17 protein-coding genes and 1 tRNA gene are annotated in these 18542 nt (G+C 55.1%); 10 read left to right on the plus strand and 8 right to left on the minus strand.

What is annotated here, in order from left to right; all coding sequences use genetic code 11:
- The first annotated feature begins 559 nt into the window (after positions 1–559).
- On the plus strand, positions 560–1087 hold the full coding sequence (locus AC2FAP_RS11770; RefSeq protein ID WP_044857798.1) for a helix-turn-helix transcriptional regulator: 528 nt from the start codon (positions 560–562) through the stop codon (positions 1085–1087).
- A gap of 54 nt (positions 1088–1141) precedes the next feature.
- Here the strand turns inward: AC2FAP_RS11770 and AC2FAP_RS11775 are convergent.
- A tRNA-Phe gene (locus tag AC2FAP_RS11775) sits at positions 1142–1217 on the minus strand.
- 95 nt (positions 1218–1312) lie between these two features.
- On the minus strand, positions 1313–2026 hold the full coding sequence (locus AC2FAP_RS11780) for a DUF554 domain-containing protein (RefSeq protein ID WP_025203244.1): 714 nt from the start codon (positions 2024–2026) through the stop codon (positions 1313–1315).
- Between the two features lie 255 nt (positions 2027–2281).
- Here AC2FAP_RS11780 and AC2FAP_RS11785 point away from each other — a divergent pair, with 255 nt between their 5' ends.
- Positions 2282–4417: an ornithine decarboxylase gene (locus AC2FAP_RS11785; RefSeq protein ID WP_485452941.1), complete on the plus strand. Its 2136-nt coding sequence runs from the start codon at positions 2282–2284 to the stop codon at positions 4415–4417.
- A gap of 49 nt (positions 4418–4466) precedes the next feature.
- On the opposite strand, the gene AC2FAP_RS11790 is transcribed toward AC2FAP_RS11785, so the two are convergent.
- Together AC2FAP_RS11790 and AC2FAP_RS11795 are read right to left on the minus strand one after the other, a co-directional pair.
- On the minus strand, positions 4467–5159 hold the full coding sequence (locus AC2FAP_RS11790; RefSeq protein ID WP_014171591.1) for a response regulator: 693 nt from the start codon (positions 5157–5159) through the stop codon (positions 4467–4469).
- Positions 5149–6774: an ATP-binding protein gene (locus AC2FAP_RS11795; RefSeq protein WP_025203246.1), complete on the minus strand. Its 1626-nt coding sequence runs from the start codon at positions 6772–6774 to the stop codon at positions 5149–5151. The genes AC2FAP_RS11790 and AC2FAP_RS11795 overlap by 11 nt, the downstream gene beginning before the upstream one ends.
- A gap of 345 nt (positions 6775–7119) precedes the next feature.
- Between AC2FAP_RS11795 and AC2FAP_RS11800 the strand changes: the two genes are divergently transcribed.
- The 8 genes from AC2FAP_RS11800 to citG are packed head-to-tail and all read left to right on the plus strand — an operon-like array spanning position 7120 to position 14437.
- Positions 7120–8481 (plus strand): 2-hydroxycarboxylate transporter family protein, encoded by a 1362-nt coding sequence (locus tag AC2FAP_RS11800; RefSeq protein ID WP_014171589.1) that lies wholly within the window; start codon positions 7120–7122, stop codon positions 8479–8481.
- A 17-nt stretch (positions 8482–8498) separates the two neighbouring features.
- Positions 8499–9362, plus strand: coding sequence for a fumarylacetoacetate hydrolase family protein (locus tag AC2FAP_RS11805; RefSeq protein ID WP_014171588.1), 864 nt, complete (start codon positions 8499–8501; stop codon positions 9360–9362).
- A 10-nt stretch (positions 9363–9372) separates the two neighbouring features.
- The gene (citC, locus tag AC2FAP_RS11810) at positions 9373–10398 is read left to right on the plus strand and encodes a [citrate (pro-3S)-lyase] ligase (protein ID WP_014171587.1); all 1026 of its coding nucleotides are present in this window, start codon (positions 9373–9375) and stop codon (positions 10396–10398) included.
- A 16-nt stretch (positions 10399–10414) separates the two neighbouring features.
- Positions 10415–10708, plus strand: a complete 294-nt coding sequence (citD, locus tag AC2FAP_RS11815; protein ID WP_020883681.1) for a citrate lyase acyl carrier protein — start codon at positions 10415–10417, stop codon at positions 10706–10708.
- The gene (citE, locus tag AC2FAP_RS11820; RefSeq protein WP_014171585.1) at positions 10705–11580 is read left to right on the plus strand and encodes a citrate (pro-3S)-lyase subunit beta; all 876 of its coding nucleotides are present in this window, start codon (positions 10705–10707) and stop codon (positions 11578–11580) included. Before citD ends, citE begins: the two co-directional genes overlap by 4 nt.
- A gap of 10 nt (positions 11581–11590) precedes the next feature.
- On the plus strand, positions 11591–13108 hold the full coding sequence (citF, locus tag AC2FAP_RS11825) for a citrate lyase subunit alpha (RefSeq protein ID WP_449541318.1): 1518 nt from the start codon (positions 11591–11593) through the stop codon (positions 13106–13108).
- 2 nt (positions 13109–13110) lie between these two features.
- Positions 13111–13650, plus strand: coding sequence for a citrate lyase holo-[acyl-carrier protein] synthase (gene citX, locus AC2FAP_RS11830; protein WP_049023391.1), 540 nt, complete (start codon positions 13111–13113; stop codon positions 13648–13650).
- Positions 13628–14437: a triphosphoribosyl-dephospho-CoA synthase CitG gene (gene citG, locus AC2FAP_RS11835; RefSeq protein WP_063925584.1), complete on the plus strand. Its 810-nt coding sequence runs from the start codon at positions 13628–13630 to the stop codon at positions 14435–14437. The genes citX and citG overlap by 23 nt, the downstream gene beginning before the upstream one ends.
- Before the next feature lie 18 nt (positions 14438–14455).
- On the opposite strand, the gene AC2FAP_RS11840 is transcribed toward citG, so the two are convergent.
- From AC2FAP_RS11840 to mutY, 4 genes are all read right to left on the minus strand, one after another.
- A complete protein-coding gene (locus AC2FAP_RS11840; RefSeq protein WP_020883685.1) occupies positions 14456–15712 on the minus strand; it encodes a nucleoside permease in 1257 nt (418 codons plus the stop codon).
- A gap of 245 nt (positions 15713–15957) precedes the next feature.
- Entirely contained in the window at positions 15958–17034 is a 1077-nt protein-coding gene (mltC, locus tag AC2FAP_RS11845) for a membrane-bound lytic murein transglycosylase MltC (protein WP_449541317.1), read from the minus strand.
- A 56-nt stretch (positions 17035–17090) separates the two neighbouring features.
- On the minus strand, positions 17091–17363 hold the full coding sequence (locus AC2FAP_RS11850; RefSeq protein ID WP_032678953.1) for an oxidative damage protection protein: 273 nt from the start codon (positions 17361–17363) through the stop codon (positions 17091–17093).
- Positions 17364–17389: 26 nt separating this feature from the next.
- Positions 17390–18442 (minus strand): A/G-specific adenine glycosylase, encoded by a 1053-nt coding sequence (mutY, locus tag AC2FAP_RS11855; protein WP_333083841.1) that lies wholly within the window; start codon positions 18440–18442, stop codon positions 17390–17392.
- Positions 18443–18542: the final 100 nt, after the last annotated feature.

Consider the following 18542-nt stretch of genomic DNA (forward strand, 5'->3'; position numbering starts at 1 on the left):
GTACTTACTTAAAGGTAATTATGGGTCCTTATGGTCAGGGCTAAGTGGCTGGTAATGTACACCCGATATGTTGGCAGATAAATATGTTGAAAAGCAGGGTGGTTGTTTTGAGATAATTCTGTAATGAGCTGTCCTAAACGATTATTTTGAAATGAGTTTATATTTGTAATTTTATGATTTTATTGGTTTTTATTTATATTGTGACAAATTTGTTTATATTTTTAATGTGCCTTATTGGTGTGAATTAAAGTACTTTCCGGTGCATGTTTGGGAAGTTTCATGACAAAAATTCTTAATATCCATAAAAGTGACTTTTCTGAGATTGTTTTTTACTTATAATTAATGGCAGCCATTGAATGATAGTCTATGGGAGGACGTATCAATGAATGTGCGAATTGAGGGTCAATCAAAGCCAGAATACATTTATCGTTAATATAAAAGCGCTATAAAACGAAGGCGGACTTCTTTCCGAAGGGTCGTTCTTGCTTTAATCTAAAAGGGATGGTTAGTGGCAACTTCAATAGTGTTAGTGACACAGGATCGCTACCTTGTCAGGGGGATGAGGATATTTTTTCCGGATATAATCCTGCTGGACTCCATTGACAGAAAGATATTTGATAACGGCGCAGATGAATATTCTGTATTGATTGATAGCCGTGCACCGCTGCGTTTATATGATTACCTGATACGCCATCCGGCCAGAACGAAAAAAACAATCTGCTGCGTTATGCTCGATATGCGGCATCGCGAGGAGAATCTGCTCAGCATGAAGTTGTTCATGAACACGTCGCTCACGGCACCCGATATGGCGTCGTTATTCAACCTGGTGCTCAACATGAAGGGCAAACGTCTGACAACAAAGTGGCTGCTGAACTTACGGCTGAGCACGCATGAAGCCATTATGCTGCGGTTGCTCAGGGCTGGCATGGCGATGGAAGAGGTGGCACAGGAACTGAATACGTCGATTAAAAGCCTCTACCGTAAACGGACCGCGCTTTCAGAACGGCTGGGGGCAGAGAACTTCAACGAGGCTTGTTTGTTTATCTTTAAAAATAAACTGCTGGATTCGGATGGGAACGATCCCTAGCTTTGCTTTACCCCAAAAGCAAAAACCCGCCACGAGGGCGGGTTTTCTGAAGAGTGGTGCCCGGACTCGGAATCGAACCAAGGACACGGGGATTTTCAATCCCCTGCTCTACCGACTGAGCTATCCGGGCAACGGGGCGCATTAAACCTGATATGCCCTCTGCCGTCAACGAAATTTGTTGTTTTCGTAACGGACTGCACACTCTCTCACCAGTTCGCCGTAAACTTAAGCAAAAAAGTGCGTCCAGAGCGCGGATAGCGGCATCGCAATCAACAACGCGGGCAGCATATTCACCACCGCAAACATCTTTATTCCGCATATCCGCAGCCCTGTCGCCAGCAGCAGCAGGCCACCGACGGCGGTGAAGTCGGCCATCATTGCCGGCGTGGTGAGAGGAAGGATCAGTGTGGCGCAGGTAGCGAGGGCCAGCTGGATAAGCAGCATGGGCACGCAAATCGCGGCGACGGCGATGCCGAGGGTCGTGGCAAAAATGGTGGCCGTGAAGAAATCAAGAAACGCCTTCGCAATCAATATGCTGGGGTCGCCAGTCATGCCTTCCTGCATTGAACCGAAAATGCCTGTGCCGCTGGCGCAAAAAAGAATAATTATCGCGACGTAGTTCTGAATAAACGACTCGTGAGTGCCGTTTTTCGCCTTGCCCGGGTGGGCAATCAGGTTTTTGGCTTTGCTGACCGCATTGTTAATACCCTTTTCCAGATAGCAGAACTCGCCAATGAGCGCGCCGAGCAGGGTAGCAAGCACCATCACCGGCAGGTTGGCGCACTTAATCACCAGCAAAATGCCGATACCTAACGAGGCCAGGCCGAATATTGAGGGCATGGAAGAGCGAATACGCTCCGGCAACCGCTGACTTAATACGGCGCCAAGTACGCCGCCCAGCAATACGGCACCGGCATTGATAAAGGGTCCGATAACCACCGTGAACTCCTGTTAGTTAATCATGGGTATTGCAGGATTATGACACGCCAGGGGCCTGTTAAGCTTAGGTTTAGGCGGGTTAACGCATACTGATTGCTTCTTGCACCTCAAAATAAAAGGTGACATGATTGCGCGAAATTTCTCCTTCCTGTGTACGGAGCCGCCAATGATGATGTTGTCTGTCGCTGCGCGAACGCTCACCCGTATCGATATTATCTACTCCTGTCTCACCGTTCGGTGAGGGTAACTGCACTTATGAAAACCATGAAAATCGCCGTCAGCCGCGAGCTGGTCTCTACTGTGTCTACGCACCGCGAAAAGGTGACGCTGGATAACACTGATTTTACGGATGTGGCGGCAGTCGTCATTACCCCCGCGGAAAGTTGCAGCGGCATTCTGGCATTGCTTAAACGCACGGGCTTTCAGCTTCCGGTGTTTATTTACTCGCAAGAGCCGTCAGACGTTCCTGATGGCGCAACGGCAGTGATATCAGGTAAAGCTCAGGAGTTTCTGGAACTGGAGACGGCGGCCAGCCGGTATGAAGAGAATCTGTTGCCGCCATTTTTTGACACCCTGAGCCAGTACGTGGCGATGGGCAACAGTACTTTTGCCTGTCCGGGACACCAGCACGGTGCATTTTTTAAAAAACACCCTGCGGGACGGCAGTTCTATGAATTCTTCGGTGAGAACGTATTTCGCGCCGATATGTGCAATGCCGATGTGAAACTGGGCGATCTGCTGATCCACGAAGGCTCCGCCAAGCATGCCCAGAAGTTCGCAGCAAAAGTCTTTAATGCTGATAAAACCTACTTTGTGCTGAACGGCACTTCCGCTGCAAATAAGGTGGTCACCAATGCGCTGCTGACCCGCGGCGACCTGGTGCTGTTCGATCGCAACAACCATAAGTCCAACCACCACGGTGCGCTGATCCAGGCGGGTGCCACGCCGGTTTATCTTGAAGCGGCGCGTAACCCGTTTGGTTTTATTGGCGGGATTGACGCGCAGTGCTTTGACGACGCGTACCTGCGAAATCAGATCCGTGAAGTTGCGCCGGAAAAGGCCATGGAGAAACGCCCGTTTCGTCTGGCGATCATTCAGCTTGGTACCTACGATGGCACGATCTACAACGCCCGTCAGGTGATCGACAAGATCGGCCATCTTTGTGACTACATCCTGTTTGATTCGGCCTGGGTGGGCTACGAGCAGTTTATTCCGATGATGGCGGAAACCTCTCCGCTGTTACTGGCTCTGAACGAGAACGATCCGGGCATTTTCGTGACGCAGTCGGTGCATAAACAGCAGGCCGGGTTCTCGCAAACTTCGCAGATCCATAAAAAGGATAATCACATTCGCGGCCAGGCGCGTTTCTGTCCGCACAAGCGCCTCAACAATGCGTTCATGCTCCATGCCTCGACCAGTCCGTTCTATCCGCTGTTTGCAGCTCTTGATGTGAACGCGAAAATCCATGAAGGGGAGAGCGGGCGCCGGCTTTGGGCGGAGTGTGTTGAGCTGGGCATTGAGGCCCGCAAGGCGATCATTGCCAACTGCCATATGATCAAACCGTTTATTCCGCCGAGTGTTGCCGGGCGTCCGTGGCAGGATCATCCCACTCACGCCATCGCCAGCGAGCGCCGCTTCTTCAGCTTTGAGCCGGGGGCTAAATGGCACGGGTTTGAAGGCTATGCCAGCGAGCAGTATTTCGTCGATCCGTGCAAGCTGCTGCTGACCACGCCGGGTATTGATGCGGAAACCGGGGAATATACCGAGTTCGGCATTCCGGCGACCATTCTTGCGCACTACCTGCGTGAAAACGGCATTGTGCCTGAGAAGTGCGATCTCAACTCGATCCTCTTCCTGCTGACGCCTGCCGAAAGCAGTGAGAAGCTGGCGCAGCTGGTGGCAATGCTGGGTCAGTTTGAACAGCATATTGAAGACGATACGCCGCTCGCTGACGTCCTGCCGACCATCTACCAGAAATACCCGGTACGGTATCGCGATTACACCCTTCGCCAGCTCTGCCAGGAGATGCACGATCTCTACGTGAGCTTTGACGTGAAAGATCTGCAGAAGGCAATGTTCCGTAAAGAGAGTCTGCCAGAACGGGCGATGAATCCGCAGGATGCGAATCAGGCGTATATTCGCGGGAAGGTGGAGTTGGTGCGCATCCGTGATGCCGGCGGACGCATTGCCGCCGAGGGCGCGCTGCCGTATCCCCCTGGCGTACTGTGCGTGGTGCCGGGTGAAATCTGGGGTGGGTCGGTACAGCGTTACTTCCTGGCGCTGGAGGAGGGCATCAACCTGCTGCCAGGCTTCTCGCCGGAGCTGCAGGGCGTTTACAGCGAAAAGGATCCCGATGGGATTAAGCGACTGTACGGGTATGTTTTGTCATAGCCGCCGTCATCCGTAATCCCGGCCCTCTCCCAAAAGAGAGGGTCAGGGCTCACACCGCACTTCTCTTATACATCCTCCGCGGATGCCCAATCTTCCCGTACAACATCTCTACGCTCAGAAACCCCGCCTCCACGCAGTGCTCAAGATAGCGTCGGGTGGTGGTTTTACTTAATCCTGTCTCCTGCACGACCTCGTCGACGGAAAAACAGTGTGTCGCCTTGTCGTTAAACAACGCCTGCACCCGTGCCAGCGTATTCTCCTCAATGCCTTTGCTGCCGTTATCCAGACGGTAGTTTTTCGCCTGCAGCTGGTAGAGCGAGTCGACGTTCTGCTGGTCGACAATCTTCCAGACCCGCTGTTGTTCGGCAAACTGCACAAAGCGTTCAAGCGACTGGCTGAGGCGTTTCCAGGAGACCGGCTTCAGGATGTAATCAAAGGCGCCATTTCGGATGGCCTGGCTGCAGGTGTCCATGTCGCTGGCAGCAGTAATGAAAATTACCGAACAGTTGGCGCGGGTGAGCATGGGGTCATTGATCAGTGTGATCCCTTTACCGTCCGGCAGATAGTTATCCAGCAGCATAAGCTGCGGCTGTTTGCTTTCAAGCTGGACCTGGGCGGCAGCGAGAGACGAGGCGATCCCTACCAGCCTCAGGCGCGGATGTTTACCGATAAGTTCCGCGTGCAGTTGCGCCAGTTCGTTCTCGTCTTCAACAATCAATACGTCGATAAGTTCATGTTGCATAGTCGGTATCTTCCAGTTGCTGGGCGGGACGCCGGGCGGGAATAAACAGTGAGAAAATGGCGCCGCGCGGGGTGTTATCGGCAATTTCTATCGCGCCGCCAGCCTGGGTAACATAGCTTTCGATCAGATACAGGCCAATCCCGTGATCGCCGCGTGTTTTGGTGGTGATGCCGCGTTCAAATATCCTGTCACGGATCTCCGGTTTGATGCCAACGCCCTGGTCGGCCACTTCGATAATCAGCTCCTGCTCGCTCAGTTTGATCAGCACTTCGACCGGTGCATGGGGAAGCGGTGAGCGCTGCGTCGCTTCGATGGCGTTATCCAGCAGGTTGCCGATGATTGAGATCAGCTCTTCTTCAGCCAGCGACGGGAACGGCCTGTCCAGCCGGCAGGCCGGGTCAAAACTGAGCTCGACCCCTTTCTCCCGCGCGCGGGCGGCTTTACCCAGCAGCAGGCCACACAGAGTCGGGGAACTGAAGCGGGAAGAGATAAAGTCCAGCAGCTCCTGAGCGTGTTCCGACTGCGCCTGAATATAGCCAATCGCCTCTTCATAGCGGCCCATGTGCAGCAGGCCGGACAGAGTGGTCATGCGGTTCAACTGCTCATGACGCATGATGCGCAGGTTATCGACATAGCGTTTAACCTGGCTGAGCTGGGCGCTAAGCGAGTCAATTTCATTCCGATCGCGGAAAGTGATCACCCAGCCCTGCAGCGAATCCTCAAGCATGATGCGCACCCGGCTGGCAATCACCGTGAGGGTGTTAAAACGGCAAATTTCATCATGGGTATCTTTTGCCAGCATCGTCTGCGTCGAGAAGAACGGGACAGGGTCGATAACCTGGCTAATCAGCTGCCCGCGCAGTTCACGGGCTGGCTGGCTCAGGCCAAGCAGCTTGCGCGCCGCCTGGTTGATCACCTCGATGCGCAGCTCATCATCAATGGCGATCACCCCTTCATAGATAGACTCCATCATCGCCTTTTGCTGGCGCACCAGCAGGCCGATTTCTCGTGGCTCCAGGGAGAAGATTTGCTTCTTAATACTGCGGGTAAAGAACCAGGAGAAGATAAAGAGCGCAATCAACAGCAGCACGGCGGCCAGCAGGATATTGACCACTTTGCTGACGGTAATGGTATCAAGGTAGCTGGTGAGATAACCCACCGAGACAATCCCCACCACTTGCCCCGCATCGTTGAAGATGGGCGCTTTGCTGCGCAGCGAAATACCCAACCCCCCTTTGCGGATGGTGGTGGTGCTTTTTCCCTGCAGGACCTCCTCATTGTCTCCACCGATAAGCGTCTTGCCCACTCTGTCGGCAAAGACCGAATGAAAAAGATGCAGACCTTTATTATCCCCAATCACAATAAAGCTGGCATCACTGTGAGCGGCAATTTTCTGCATAAAATCATGGATGGCTTTGATATCTTTTTGTTCAACCTCATCACGTAATGAGGGAATAAGTGCGATCTCTTCCGCCTGTATTTTGGCACGTGCGCTCATTTCCTGATAAAGCTGCTTGCCGACATCGACGTAATAATATCCGCCCAGTAACGCAAAAAGTACTGAGAAAAAGGCGACCAGCGAAATAAACAGCTTAATCTGAAACGATACTTTCATAACTATCACGCGAGGTAGCAGCAAAGATTGCCAATATATCATCTTTTTTCGCGCGGATACCCGGTTTGCCGAAAACTTGTGATCCCTTGCACAGCAGGCCCTGTAAAAGAATTTTCCGAATAGCCTATGCGCCTGAAACCGTCTGGAGAAATGTTATTTGATTGTTCGTTTTAGAAAAGAAACCATAAAAACCACGGCAATAAATAAGGCGTAAATCACATTAAATAAAAGAAACCATTAAAACCATAGCTGCCATAAAAACTTCGCTTTTAATATGCCATTCCTCACATAAAGTAAGCCTTTGTGACTCTAAGCTGAACGCACAAAATAACTAAGGGGCTTATTATGAGCACAACTGACGATTCTTTCTCTGTTACCCACGACCCGATTGATATTCAGCGACCATCACTCAAAGAGCGCTGGTGGCATATTATGGATACGTGGAAAATCGGAATTATCCCTCTGCCACTGTTTGTCCTGGCCGGCGCGCTGATTGCCATTGATTGCCTCGGCGGCAAACTGCCCAGCGATATCGTGGTGATGGTCGCCACGCTCGCGTTCTTCGGCTTTGCCTGCGGTGAGTTTGGCAAGCGCCTGCCGATTGTCGGTAAACTCGGCGCGGCGGCGATTTGCGCCACCTTTATTCCTTCGGCACTGGTCTATTACGGCCTGCTGCCGGATGTGGTGGTGGAGTCCACCACGAAGTTCTACAAATCCACCAACATTCTGTATCTCTACATCTGCTGCATCATTGTCGGCAGCATCATGAGCATGAACCGCACCGTGCTGATTCAGGGCTTCCTGCGCATCTTCTTCCCGATGCTGTGCGGCGAAATTGTCGGCATGATTGTTGGCATGGGCGTAGGGATAGCGCTGGGCCTTGAGCCATTCCAGATCTTCTTCTTTATCATTCTGCCGATCATGGCGGGCGGTGTTGGGGAAGGGGCGATCCCGCTCTCCATCGGCTATGCCACCCTGCTGCATATGGACCAGGGCGTGGCGCTCGGTCGCGTTCTGCCTATGGTTATGCTCGGCGGTCTGACGGCAATCATCATCTCCGGCTGCCTCAATCAGCTCGGTAAACGTTACCCGCACCTGACCGGCGAAGGCCAGCTGATGCCTAACCGTGCGAATACCGATGAAACCACCGCACAGCCTGCGTTCTCCGGTAAAGCAGACGTCACCACGATCGCTTCTGGCGCACTGCTGGCCGTTCTGCTCTACATGCTGGGGATGCTCGGCCACAAGCTGATTGGCCTGCCTGCGCCGGTTGGCATGCTGTTTATGGCGGTGCTGGTCAAGCTTTGCAATGGTGCTTCTCCGCGTCTGCTGGAAGGCTCTCAGGTGGTGTATAAATTCTTCCAGACATCAGTAACTTACCCCATTCTCTTCGCCGTGGGCGTGGCCATTACCCCCTGGCATGAACTGGTCGCCGCATTCACGCTGACCAACCTGCTGGTGATTGTCAGCACCGTCTCCGCGCTGGTGGCGACCGGTTTCTTCGTGGGCAAAAAGATTGGCATGCACCCGATTGATGTCGCCATCGTCTCCTGCTGCCAGAGCGGCCAGGGCGGTACCGGTGACGTGGCGATTCTGACCGCAGGCAACCGTATGAGCCTGATGCCCTTCGCCCAGATTGCTACCCGTATCGGCGGCGCGATTAACGTCTCCATCTCTCTGCTGATACTGGGCAACTTCCTCGTTTAAGTTTTCAGGAAAGAACAATGAAACTCGCAAGCTTTTTATACCAGGGAACACGCAGCTACGGCATCGTTCAGGCCGAAGGTGTGATTGATTTAGGTCGCCGTCTCGGCGACCGCTACAGCGACCTCAAAGCGCTGCTGCAGGGCAACGGGCTGGCTGAGGCCACCCGTTATCTCAACGACGCCGTGGATGTCCCTCTGAATGCCATCACCTTCTTACCGGTGATTGAGCAGCCGGAAAAAATCCTCTGCGTGGGCATGAACTACGCCGACAAACGCAAAGAGTTTGACCAGCACAACCCGGCGCCGACGCTGTTTGTCCGCTTCCCGGATTCGCAGACCGGCCACAACGAACCGGTGCTGAAGCCGCGTCACTCCAGTGAATTCGACTACGAAGGAGAGCTGGCGGTCATCATCGGCAAAGCCGGAGAGAACATCAGCCGTGATGAGGCGCTGCGCCATGTGGCGGGTTACAGCTGCTATATGGACGGCTCCGCCCGCGACTGGCAGCACACCTGGTTTACGGCAGGCAAGAACTGGCGTCAGACCGGAGCGTTTGGCCCGTGGATGGCGACGGCTGATGAGATCCCGGACCCGCACCAGCTGGCGATCCGCACCTGGCTTAACGGCCGTATGGTGCAGGAAGACAACACCAGCAGCATGATCCACAAGGTCGCGGAGCTTATCGAATACATAAGCACCTTTACCCGTCTCAGCCCGGGCGATGTGATCATCACCGGCTCCCCTGGCGGCGTCGGCAAAAAGCGCAACCCGCCGCTGTTCATGAAAGAGGGCGATCGCATTGAGGTGGAGATCGAGCATATCGGTCATCTGAGCAATGTGATCATGGAAGCGCCCGCCACCGGGCTTGCGGCAGCACACTGAGTAAAACGGCATGAACAGTCAACCCACTATCGATTTTCGCCACACCCTTGTGGCGAAACACCCGGAACGCTTAAGCCAGATCCGTTACCTGCTGGCAGACAGCGGCCTTGGCCTGGACAACGACATCACGCTGTTTGTCGAAGCCTGGTCCGGCACGCAGCTGGTGGGTTGTGCCGGGCTTGCCGCTAACGTCATCAAGTGCGTGGCGGTAAACGAGCAGCTTCGTGGGGAGAACCTCAGCGCACGGTTGCTGGCAGAGGTGGAAAATGCGGCGCTGGAGCGCGGCCATTTTCACCTCTTCCTCTGCACCCGTCCGTGCAACAAGGAGCGCTTTGGCCGCAGCGGCTTCTGGCCGATTGCCCAGAGCGGGAACAACGCGGTGCTGATGGAGAACACCCCGCAGGGGATCCAGCGCTACTGCCGCGCGCTCAAGTGTCAGCGCAAGGCCGGGAAGAAGATTGGCGCGATCGTGATGAATGCGAATCCGTTTACCCTCGGCCACCGGCATCTGGTCGAGCAGGCCGCGGGGCAGTGCGATGCGCTGCATCTGTTTGTGGTGCGCGAGGATGCCTCGTTCTTCCCGTTCAGCGCCCGGCTAGAGATGGTACGGGCGGGCGTGGCGCATCTGCCGAACGTGATTGTGCATGAAGGATCGCAGTACATCATCTCCCGCGCCACGTTCCCGGCCTACTTCCTGAAAGAGACCGGCAAAGTACAGCAGGCGTGGAGCGAAATCGATGTGCTGATCTTTCGGGACTTTATCGCCCCGGCGCTGGGTATTACGCATCGCTTTATCGGCTCGGAGCCGTTTTGCGATATCACCCGTCAGTACAACCAGACCCTGCACGACCTGCTGGCCTCACAGATTGACGTGGTGGAAATGCCGCGCATCAAGGTCACCGGCAACGCTATTTCCGCGTCGGAAGTCCGCCGCTTGCTCAAGACACAGCAGTTTTCCCGGATCCGGGAGATTGTCCCGGACTCCACCTTCGCGCACCTCGAAACGCATTACCGTGCGAGTGCGGAAGTCGCATAACTATCAGGAATTTATCATGAAAATTGTAAGGGAGGCGCTGGCCGGTACGCAGGAGTCCAGCGACCTGATGGTAAAAATTGCCCCCGCTCAGGGTGAGCTGGAAATTATCATCCACAGTGAAGTGATTAAGCAGTTTGGCGAACATATTCGCCAGGTCGTTAACGACACATTGCGCGCCATGAACGTGCACCAGGGATTAATTATTGTTGAAGACAAAGGGGCGCTGGACTGTGTGATCCGCGCCCGCCTGCAAAGCGCGCTCCTGCGCGCAGCCGATGAGCCAACACTTAACTGGGGGGCGCTGAAATGAGCAAACTCCGCCGCAGTATGCTGTTCCTGCCGGGCGCAAACGCCGCCATGCTCTCTACGGCATTTATCTACCGCCCGGACTCCATCATGTTTGACCTTGAAGACGCCGTCGCCCTGCGCGAGAAGGATACCGCGCGCATGCTGGTGTTTCATGCCCTGCAGCACCCGATGTATCAGGATATCGAAACCGTGGTGCGCATTAACCCGCTGAGCACGCCGTTTGGCTTGCTGGATCTGGAAGCCGCCGTGCGGGCAGGGGTGGACGTGATTCGATTGCCGAAAACCGACACCCCGGAGGATATCGATGAGCTGGAAGGGCATCTGGCGCGTATTGAGCGTGAATGCGGGCGCGAGCCGGGCTCGACCCGCGTCATGGCGGCTATTGAGTCCGCGATTGGGGTGATTAACGCCGTGGCCATTGCCCGCAGTTCTCCGCGCTTAATCGGGATCGCGCTGGCCGCCTTTGACTATGTGATGGACATGCAGACGGAACGCGGGGATGGCACTGAGCTGTTTTATGCCCGCTGTGCCGTGCTGCACGCCGCCCGCGCCGCGGGTATCGACGCTTTCGACGTGGTGTGGTCGGACGTTAACGATGAAGCCGGCTTCCTGCGCGAGGTCGATTTGATCCGCAAGATGGGCTTTAACGGTAAATCGCTGATTAACCCACGTCAGATTGACCTGTTACATAACGCCTATGCCCCAACCCAGCAGGAAGTGGATCACGCGAAACGGGTGATTGAAGCGGCAGAAGAGGGGGAGCGTAACGGCCTGGGCGTCGTGTCGCTCAACGGCAAAATGGTCGATGCCCCTATTATTAACCACGCGCAGATGGTGCTGGAACGCGCGGCGGCCTCCGGCGTGCGTCGTTAAGGATTACACAATGAATCAGACAGAACTTCTCCATGTGAATTTCCCCCATCTGCGGGACTTAAAACCGTTTGATGCCGCCCACAGCGCAACGCCATGGCTGAACAGCCCTGACGAAAAACACACCCGTAAGCTCTGTGCTTCGGTCGAAGAGGCGGTGTTACGCAGCGGGTTACAGGACGGGATGACCGTCTCCTTCCACCACGCGTTTCGCGAAGGCGACCGGGTGATCAATACCGTCATGGCGCTGCTTGCGCGTATGGGCTTTAAAAACCTGACGCTGGCTTCCAGCTCGCTGATGACCTGTAACGACGCGCTGATCGAACACATCGAAAGCGGCGTTATCACCCGGATTTACACCTCCGGTATGCGTGGCAAGCTGGCGGACGCTATCTCACACGGGTTGATGGCCGAGCCGGTACAAATTCACTCCCACGGCGGGCGCGTGAAGCTGTTGCAGGACGGCGAGCTGAATATTGACGTGGCGTTTCTTGGCGTGCCGTGCAGCGATGAATTTGGCAACGCCAACGGCACGCACGGGAAATCGTGCTGCGGCTCGCTTGGCTATGCAATGGTGGATGCGCATTTTGCCCGCAAGGTGGTGCTGCTGACCGAAGAACTGGTGCCGTTCCCGAATATGCCCGCCAGCCTGGTGCAGGATCAGGTGGATTACATTGTGCAGGTGGAGAGCGTGGGTGACCCGGCGAAAATCAGCGTCGGTGCGGCTCGCGTGACCAGTAATCCGCGTGAGCTGATGATTGCCCGCTACGCGGCGGATGCGATTGAACATTCAGGCTATTTCAAACCCGGTTTTTCCATGCAGACCGGCTCCGGTGCGGCGGCTACCGCCTGTACCCGCTTTATGGAGGAGAAAATGGAGCGCAGCGGCGTGAAGGCGCGCTTCGCTCTCGGGGGCATTACCGGCAGCCTGGTGGATCTGCACGAGAAAGGCCTGATCGAAAAGCTGCTTGATACCCAGTGTTTCGACGGCCAGGCCGCGGCCTCGTTGGCACGAAATCCGAATCATGTGGAGATCTCCACCAACGTTTATGCCAACCCCGGCAGCAAGGCAGCAAGCTGCGACCAGCTTGATGTGGTGATCCTCAGCGCCCTGGAAATTGACGTCGATTTTAACGTCAATGTTATTACCGGCTCTGACGGCGTAATGCGTGGGGCATCCGGCGGACATTGTGATGTGGCCGCGGCGGCAAACCTGACCATCGTGGTCGCCCCCCTGCTGCGTAGCCGTATTCCAACCGTCGTGAAGCGGGTGACCACCCGGCTGACGCCCGGGGAGAGCATCGACGTGCTGGTTACCGATCACGGCATCGCGGTTAACCCGGCACGCCCGGAAATCCGCGAACGACTGCTTGCCGCAGGTCTCAACGTTGTCGATATCAACGCGCTTTTCGAGCGGGCGATATCACTGACCGGCGTACCAAAACCCATTGAGTTTACCGACAAAATCGTTGGTGTGATCCGCTACCGCGACGGCAGCGTCATCGACACCGTTCGACAGGTGAAGGAGTAATGATGACTGTAGCGACACCCGTGCGGGCGGGTGTCAGCCTGGAGGAGCTGCTGGCGGCGAAAGAGCGCCGTGCAGCACGCCAGACTGACTGGCTCACGCACTATCAACAACCGGTGATTTCTCTCACGCTCGTCACCCCCGGGGAGATCAAAGACAGCCTGCGCTATCGCAATACGATGGGCGTGGCATTGCAGATGTGCGACCAGCTGCTGTGGGAAAACCGCTGGCAGGTGCTGGACCGCCAGGTGCTGTGGCTGCCCACCGGGCCAGAAGCAATCTGGTGCGTGGCGCATCCGGCGGCGGAAATCAAAGCGCACTGTACGGATCTGGAGCAGACTCACCCGCTCGGCAGGCTGTGGGATTTGGATGTGATCTGCCCGGTACAGGGGCATGTGGGGCGCCAGTCTTTAGGGTCACACCTCCGGCGCTGTCTGGTATGTGATGAGCCTGCCCACGCCTGTTCCCGTTCGCGTAAGCATCCTGTAGAGCAGGTGGTGGCTCGCGTGGAGAAGATGATCGATGACTGGTTTGCTCGCGACTAACCCGCAGCCATGCGATGTGCCAGGGCTCGCCGAAGAGGCGTTATGGCAGGAGCTGGCGTTGACGCCAAAGCCGGGTCTGGTGGATAAGCTCAACAACGGTGCACACCGCGATATGGACCATGCGCTGTTTGCCCGCAGTATTGCGGCTATCACCCCGTGGTTTGCGCGCTTTGCAGAGCTGGGTCATACCCATGCGGATAAACCCGCGGCAGAACAAATACGGATCATTCGCCCGATGGGCATTGCCTGTGAACAGGCAATGTACGCTGCAACATGCGGGGTGAACACGCATAAAGGCGGCATTTTTGCCCTCGGTTTGCTGTGCTTTGCCGCCGGACGTGTGAAACACGCCACGGCTGAGAGCCTCTGTAGTGAGGTGAGTCACCTCTGTCGCGGGCTGGTGGCGCGTGAGCTGGCGGCCCGCAGTGGACAGGCGACGGCAGGGGAGCGGCAGTTTCAGCAGTATGGGTTAACCGGCGCGCGGGGCGAAGCGGAAAGCGGTTTTGCTACGGTGCGTGCAGCGCTGGCGCAATGGAACGGGCACGCGCTGCATGACCTGCTGCTGCGCCTGATGGCGATGAATCAGGACAGTAACCTGGTGTCGCGCGGCGGTATGGAAGGGCTGCGTTATGTGCAGGGTTATGCGCGGTCATTACTGACGCGTGGCTGGGATCGTGATGCATTAATACAGATGGACAATGCGCTCATTGAACGGAATTTAAGCCCGGGGGGCAGTGCGGATTTATTGTCGGTAGGATGGGTGCTGGCGAAATTACCCCTCTCCTGAAAGGAGAGGGGATAATCATTAATGCGCGATAGGCTGCGCAGCGTGCGGTTCGCGTACGTGCTTGTACTTGAACAGTGCGATAAACGCGAAGAACAGTACCAATGAGTACGCGGCGAAGATAAGCCACACGGGCTGCCAGTTGGTGATGCCGTTAGTGGTGTACATCTCAACCACTTTACCGCTCACCACACCGCCCAGAATACAGCCGAAGCCGTTGGTCATCATCAGGAACATACCCTGAGCACTGGCGCGGATTTCAGGTTTCACCTCTTTTTCCACAAACACCGAACCAGAGATGTTGAAGAAGTCGAAGGCGCAGCCGTAAACAATCATCGACAGAACCAGCAGCACGGTACCGAACGGGCTTGGGTCGCCGTAGGCAAACAGACCGAAGCGCAACATCCATGCAGCGATACTGATCAGCATGACGTTCTTGATGCCGTAGCGGCTCAGGAAGAACGGGATGGTCAGGATGAACAGCGTCTCAGAGATCTGAGAGATGGACATCATCACTGACGCATGTTCAACGATAAAGCTGCCAGAGAACAGCGGGTTATTGTCGAAGCTGTGCAGGAAGGTGTTGCCGAACATGTTGGTGATCTGCAGTTCCGCACCCAGCAGCATGGAGAAGATAAAGAAGATCGCCATACGTTTGTTTTTAAACAGCGCAAAGGCGTCCAGACCGAGCATGGTGCTCCAGCTTTGGTTTTTCTGCTGGTTAGACACCGGAATATGCGGCAGGGTCAGGGTGAACAGCGCCAGTACCACGGAGAGTGCCGCCCCGATGTAGAGCTGCATATGGCTCAGTTCGAAGCCTGCGAAGCTCACGCCCCACATTGCCATGATAAAGCCGATGGTGCCCCAGATACGGATTGGTGGGAAATCGGTGACGATTTCCATACCGGCAGATTTCAGGCGGTAGTAGGAGATGGTGTTGATCAGGCCAAGCGTTGGCATATAGGCCAGCGAGTTAAACAGGATCACCATGAACATCGCCCCCGGCGTGGTGACCTGGGCTGCCATAAACAGCGTCCCCGCACCCACCAGATGGCAAAGCATGTACAGCCATTTCGCACTTAACCATTTATCCGCCACGATACCCAGCAGCGTTGGCATAAAGACAGCCGCAATGCCGAGCGAGCTGTAGACGGCACCGATAGACGCACCATCGAACTTGAGCGTCACAAACATATAGGAGCCGAGTGTAGTCAGCCAGCTACCCCACAGGCAGAACTGCAGAAACGACAATATTTTAAGCTGCAGCTTAAGGTTCATGTTACTTTCCTCACAAGTGAGCGGGAGATATGTTGTTATAGGAACATTCAGGGTTGTTATTTGATGCAATTCTATCAGCAGGCGAGGTTATGTTTTGTTACCTCCCGCAAAAAAATGCAATCCACATTAATTTGCAGTTTGGATTGTGATGCAAATAACATTTTCGTATGGGTGGGCGCGGGGAAGGTGCGGTCTGATGCCCTCACCCTGGCCCTCTCCCACAGGAAGAGGGCAGGGTAAAGGGTTTAGCGTCGACGGTAGTTTTTTTGCGCCGTGTTCACTTTATACAGATAACGACGCGATTCCGCAGACGGGTGTCGGGTGATGAGCGTGGAATAGACATCCCCCGGCGCCATACTGTTGATGATATTCGCCGCCTGCACTTTGTCACTCGAGAAGACGCGCAGGACGCTGCCCGCACCGCCGTTATACGCGGTGATCACCGCATAGCGACGTGATGTCGGGTTATCAATCCCGCCCAGGTAGACATTGTTGAGCATCGCCAGGTAGGCGGTGCCGGTATCAATGTTGCTTTGCGGATCGAACAAATAACTGCGGCTCGGCGTACCGGATTTACCCTGAGCGCGGAAGACGTCTTTACCTGCGCTGTGCTGCACGACCTGCATCAGTCCCAGCGCGTCGGAACGGCTTACCGCGTACGGGTTAAACGACGATTCGGTCTGCATGATCGCCAGGATAAGCGACTCATCCACGCCGTACTTACGCGAGGCCTGACGTACCATGCCAATGTACTTATGCGCACGTTTGTCGAGGTGGTTCGGCACGAGGTTAATGGTGACGCTGTAGATGATCTTCAGGCCGTTAGAGCGGCTTTTCAGGCGTGTCTGCAGCAGATAATCGGCAAATTTTGTGGCACGCCCTTCCCAGCGAATGGCCTGTCCGGTCTGATCGACAACCTGGCCGTACAGGAACGGTTCTTTGGAGATGGTGATGTCATCGGCGTCGGAGTAGAGATCGATTGAGCCTGGATCGTCACCCATCAGCAAGGTTTTCACGATCGCCTGACGTAACCGTGCGGCAGGTTCGGTGCCTGCGATGGTTTCAACCGTGATAGTCCCCTCATCAAAGTTGATGTGGCTACGGGTCTGATAGGCGTCGGTGTACTTAACGTAGTCCTTAGGTCCGGCAATAAGAACTTCGTTAAATCCCCATATATTTTCGATGTTATGGGCAAACTGCCCCATCAAAATGTCAAAACCGTTGGTGTCCTTTATCCAGGCTTCGTTGTAATCATCGCCTTTTTTGGAAGAACAAGAGACAAGCAACGGCGCAACAAGGGCTAGCGCTAAAAATTTTTTCATCATTCCGGGAGTGCGTGTTGTGTTTGCTTGTACGGCGGAGTTGCCCCCGCACGCTGTTATTGTTCCGGCGGCGTATAGCCTTCGATGTGGACGTCTTTGCCTTCGAACAGGAAGTTCACCATCTCCTGCTCAAGCAGCTTGCGGTGCTCCGGGTTCATCATGCTGAGTTTCTTCTCGTTGATCAGCATGGTCTGTTTTTTCTGCCACTGTCCCCAGGCTTCTTTGGAAATTTCGTTATAGATGCGCTTACCCAGTTCGCCCGGATAAAGCTGGAAATCCTGGCCTTCAGCGTCACGCTGCAGGAAAGTACAAAAAATAGTTCTGGCCATACTCATTCCTCTGTTGGTGGCTGATGCTAAACCATTGCACCGGCACGTAATTGCTGTAACAGGCGCTCCACGGGAGCCGCCAGCCCGACTGATGGCGGTTGCGCTAAGTTATACCAGAGAGCCGCTCCTTCATCCATGCAGGCGGTGATTGAGGACACGGGAAGCCACATCGGTACAATATCCAGATGGAAATGGCTAAAGGTATGACGAAACGCGGTCAGCTGCGTCAGGTTATCGGCAGCGATGCCGCGCTGTTTAAGCCATTCCCGTAACAATTCTTCATCTTCAAACTGTGGGAAGCAGTATAGACCACCCCACAGGCCGCTCGGCGGCCGCTGCGCCAGAAAGACGCCATCGCCATGCTGCATCAACAGCATGTAGCCGGTGCGCTCTGGCAGCGTCTGCTTTGGCTTTTTGCCCGGATACTGCGCCCATGAATGGTTCGCATAAGCCACGCAGAGATTATTGACCGGGCAAAGTTCGCATTTCGGTTTTGATCGCGTGCAGACCATGGCCCCCAGGTCCATCATCGCCTGGTTAAAGCGCTCCACGCCTTTTGCCGGGGTAACCGCTTCGCTGATCTCCCACAGCCGTTTTTCGACCTCTTTTTTTCCCGGCCAGCCGTCAACGGCATAGCATCGAGCGAGGACGCGCTTCACGTTGCCGTCGAGGATCGGGAAATGCTTGCCTAAAGACAGGGAGAGGATCGCGCCTGCGGTTGAACGTCCGACGCCGGGCAAATCAGCCACTTCATCGAAGGTTTCCGGAAATGTGCCGCGGTGTCGGGTCGCCACCTGCTGCGCGGCTTTATGCAAATTGCGCGCACGGGCGTAGTAACCGAGACCGGTCCACAGGTGCAGCACCTCGTCTAATGGCGCATTGGCCAGGTCGGTCACCGTTGGGAAACGTGCCATAAAGCGCTCGAAGTAAGGAATCACCGTGGCGACCTGCGTTTGTTGCAACATCACTTCGGAGAGCCATACTTTGTAAGGCGTTTTTTCAATTTGCCAGGGCAGGGTTTTACGCCCGTATTTGTCGTACCAGTCCAGCACCTGGGCTGAAAATTGAGAGGCTTGCATGGTCATCGATTCGTATAATCAGGGACGCCGATTGCAGCACAGCGTCAATCTGCTGTAAACCGGATCTTTCCCATGCTTGCATAGAAGCCTTAACTTTGGA

The organism is Enterobacter cloacae complex sp. 394I7 (assembly GCF_057320345.1).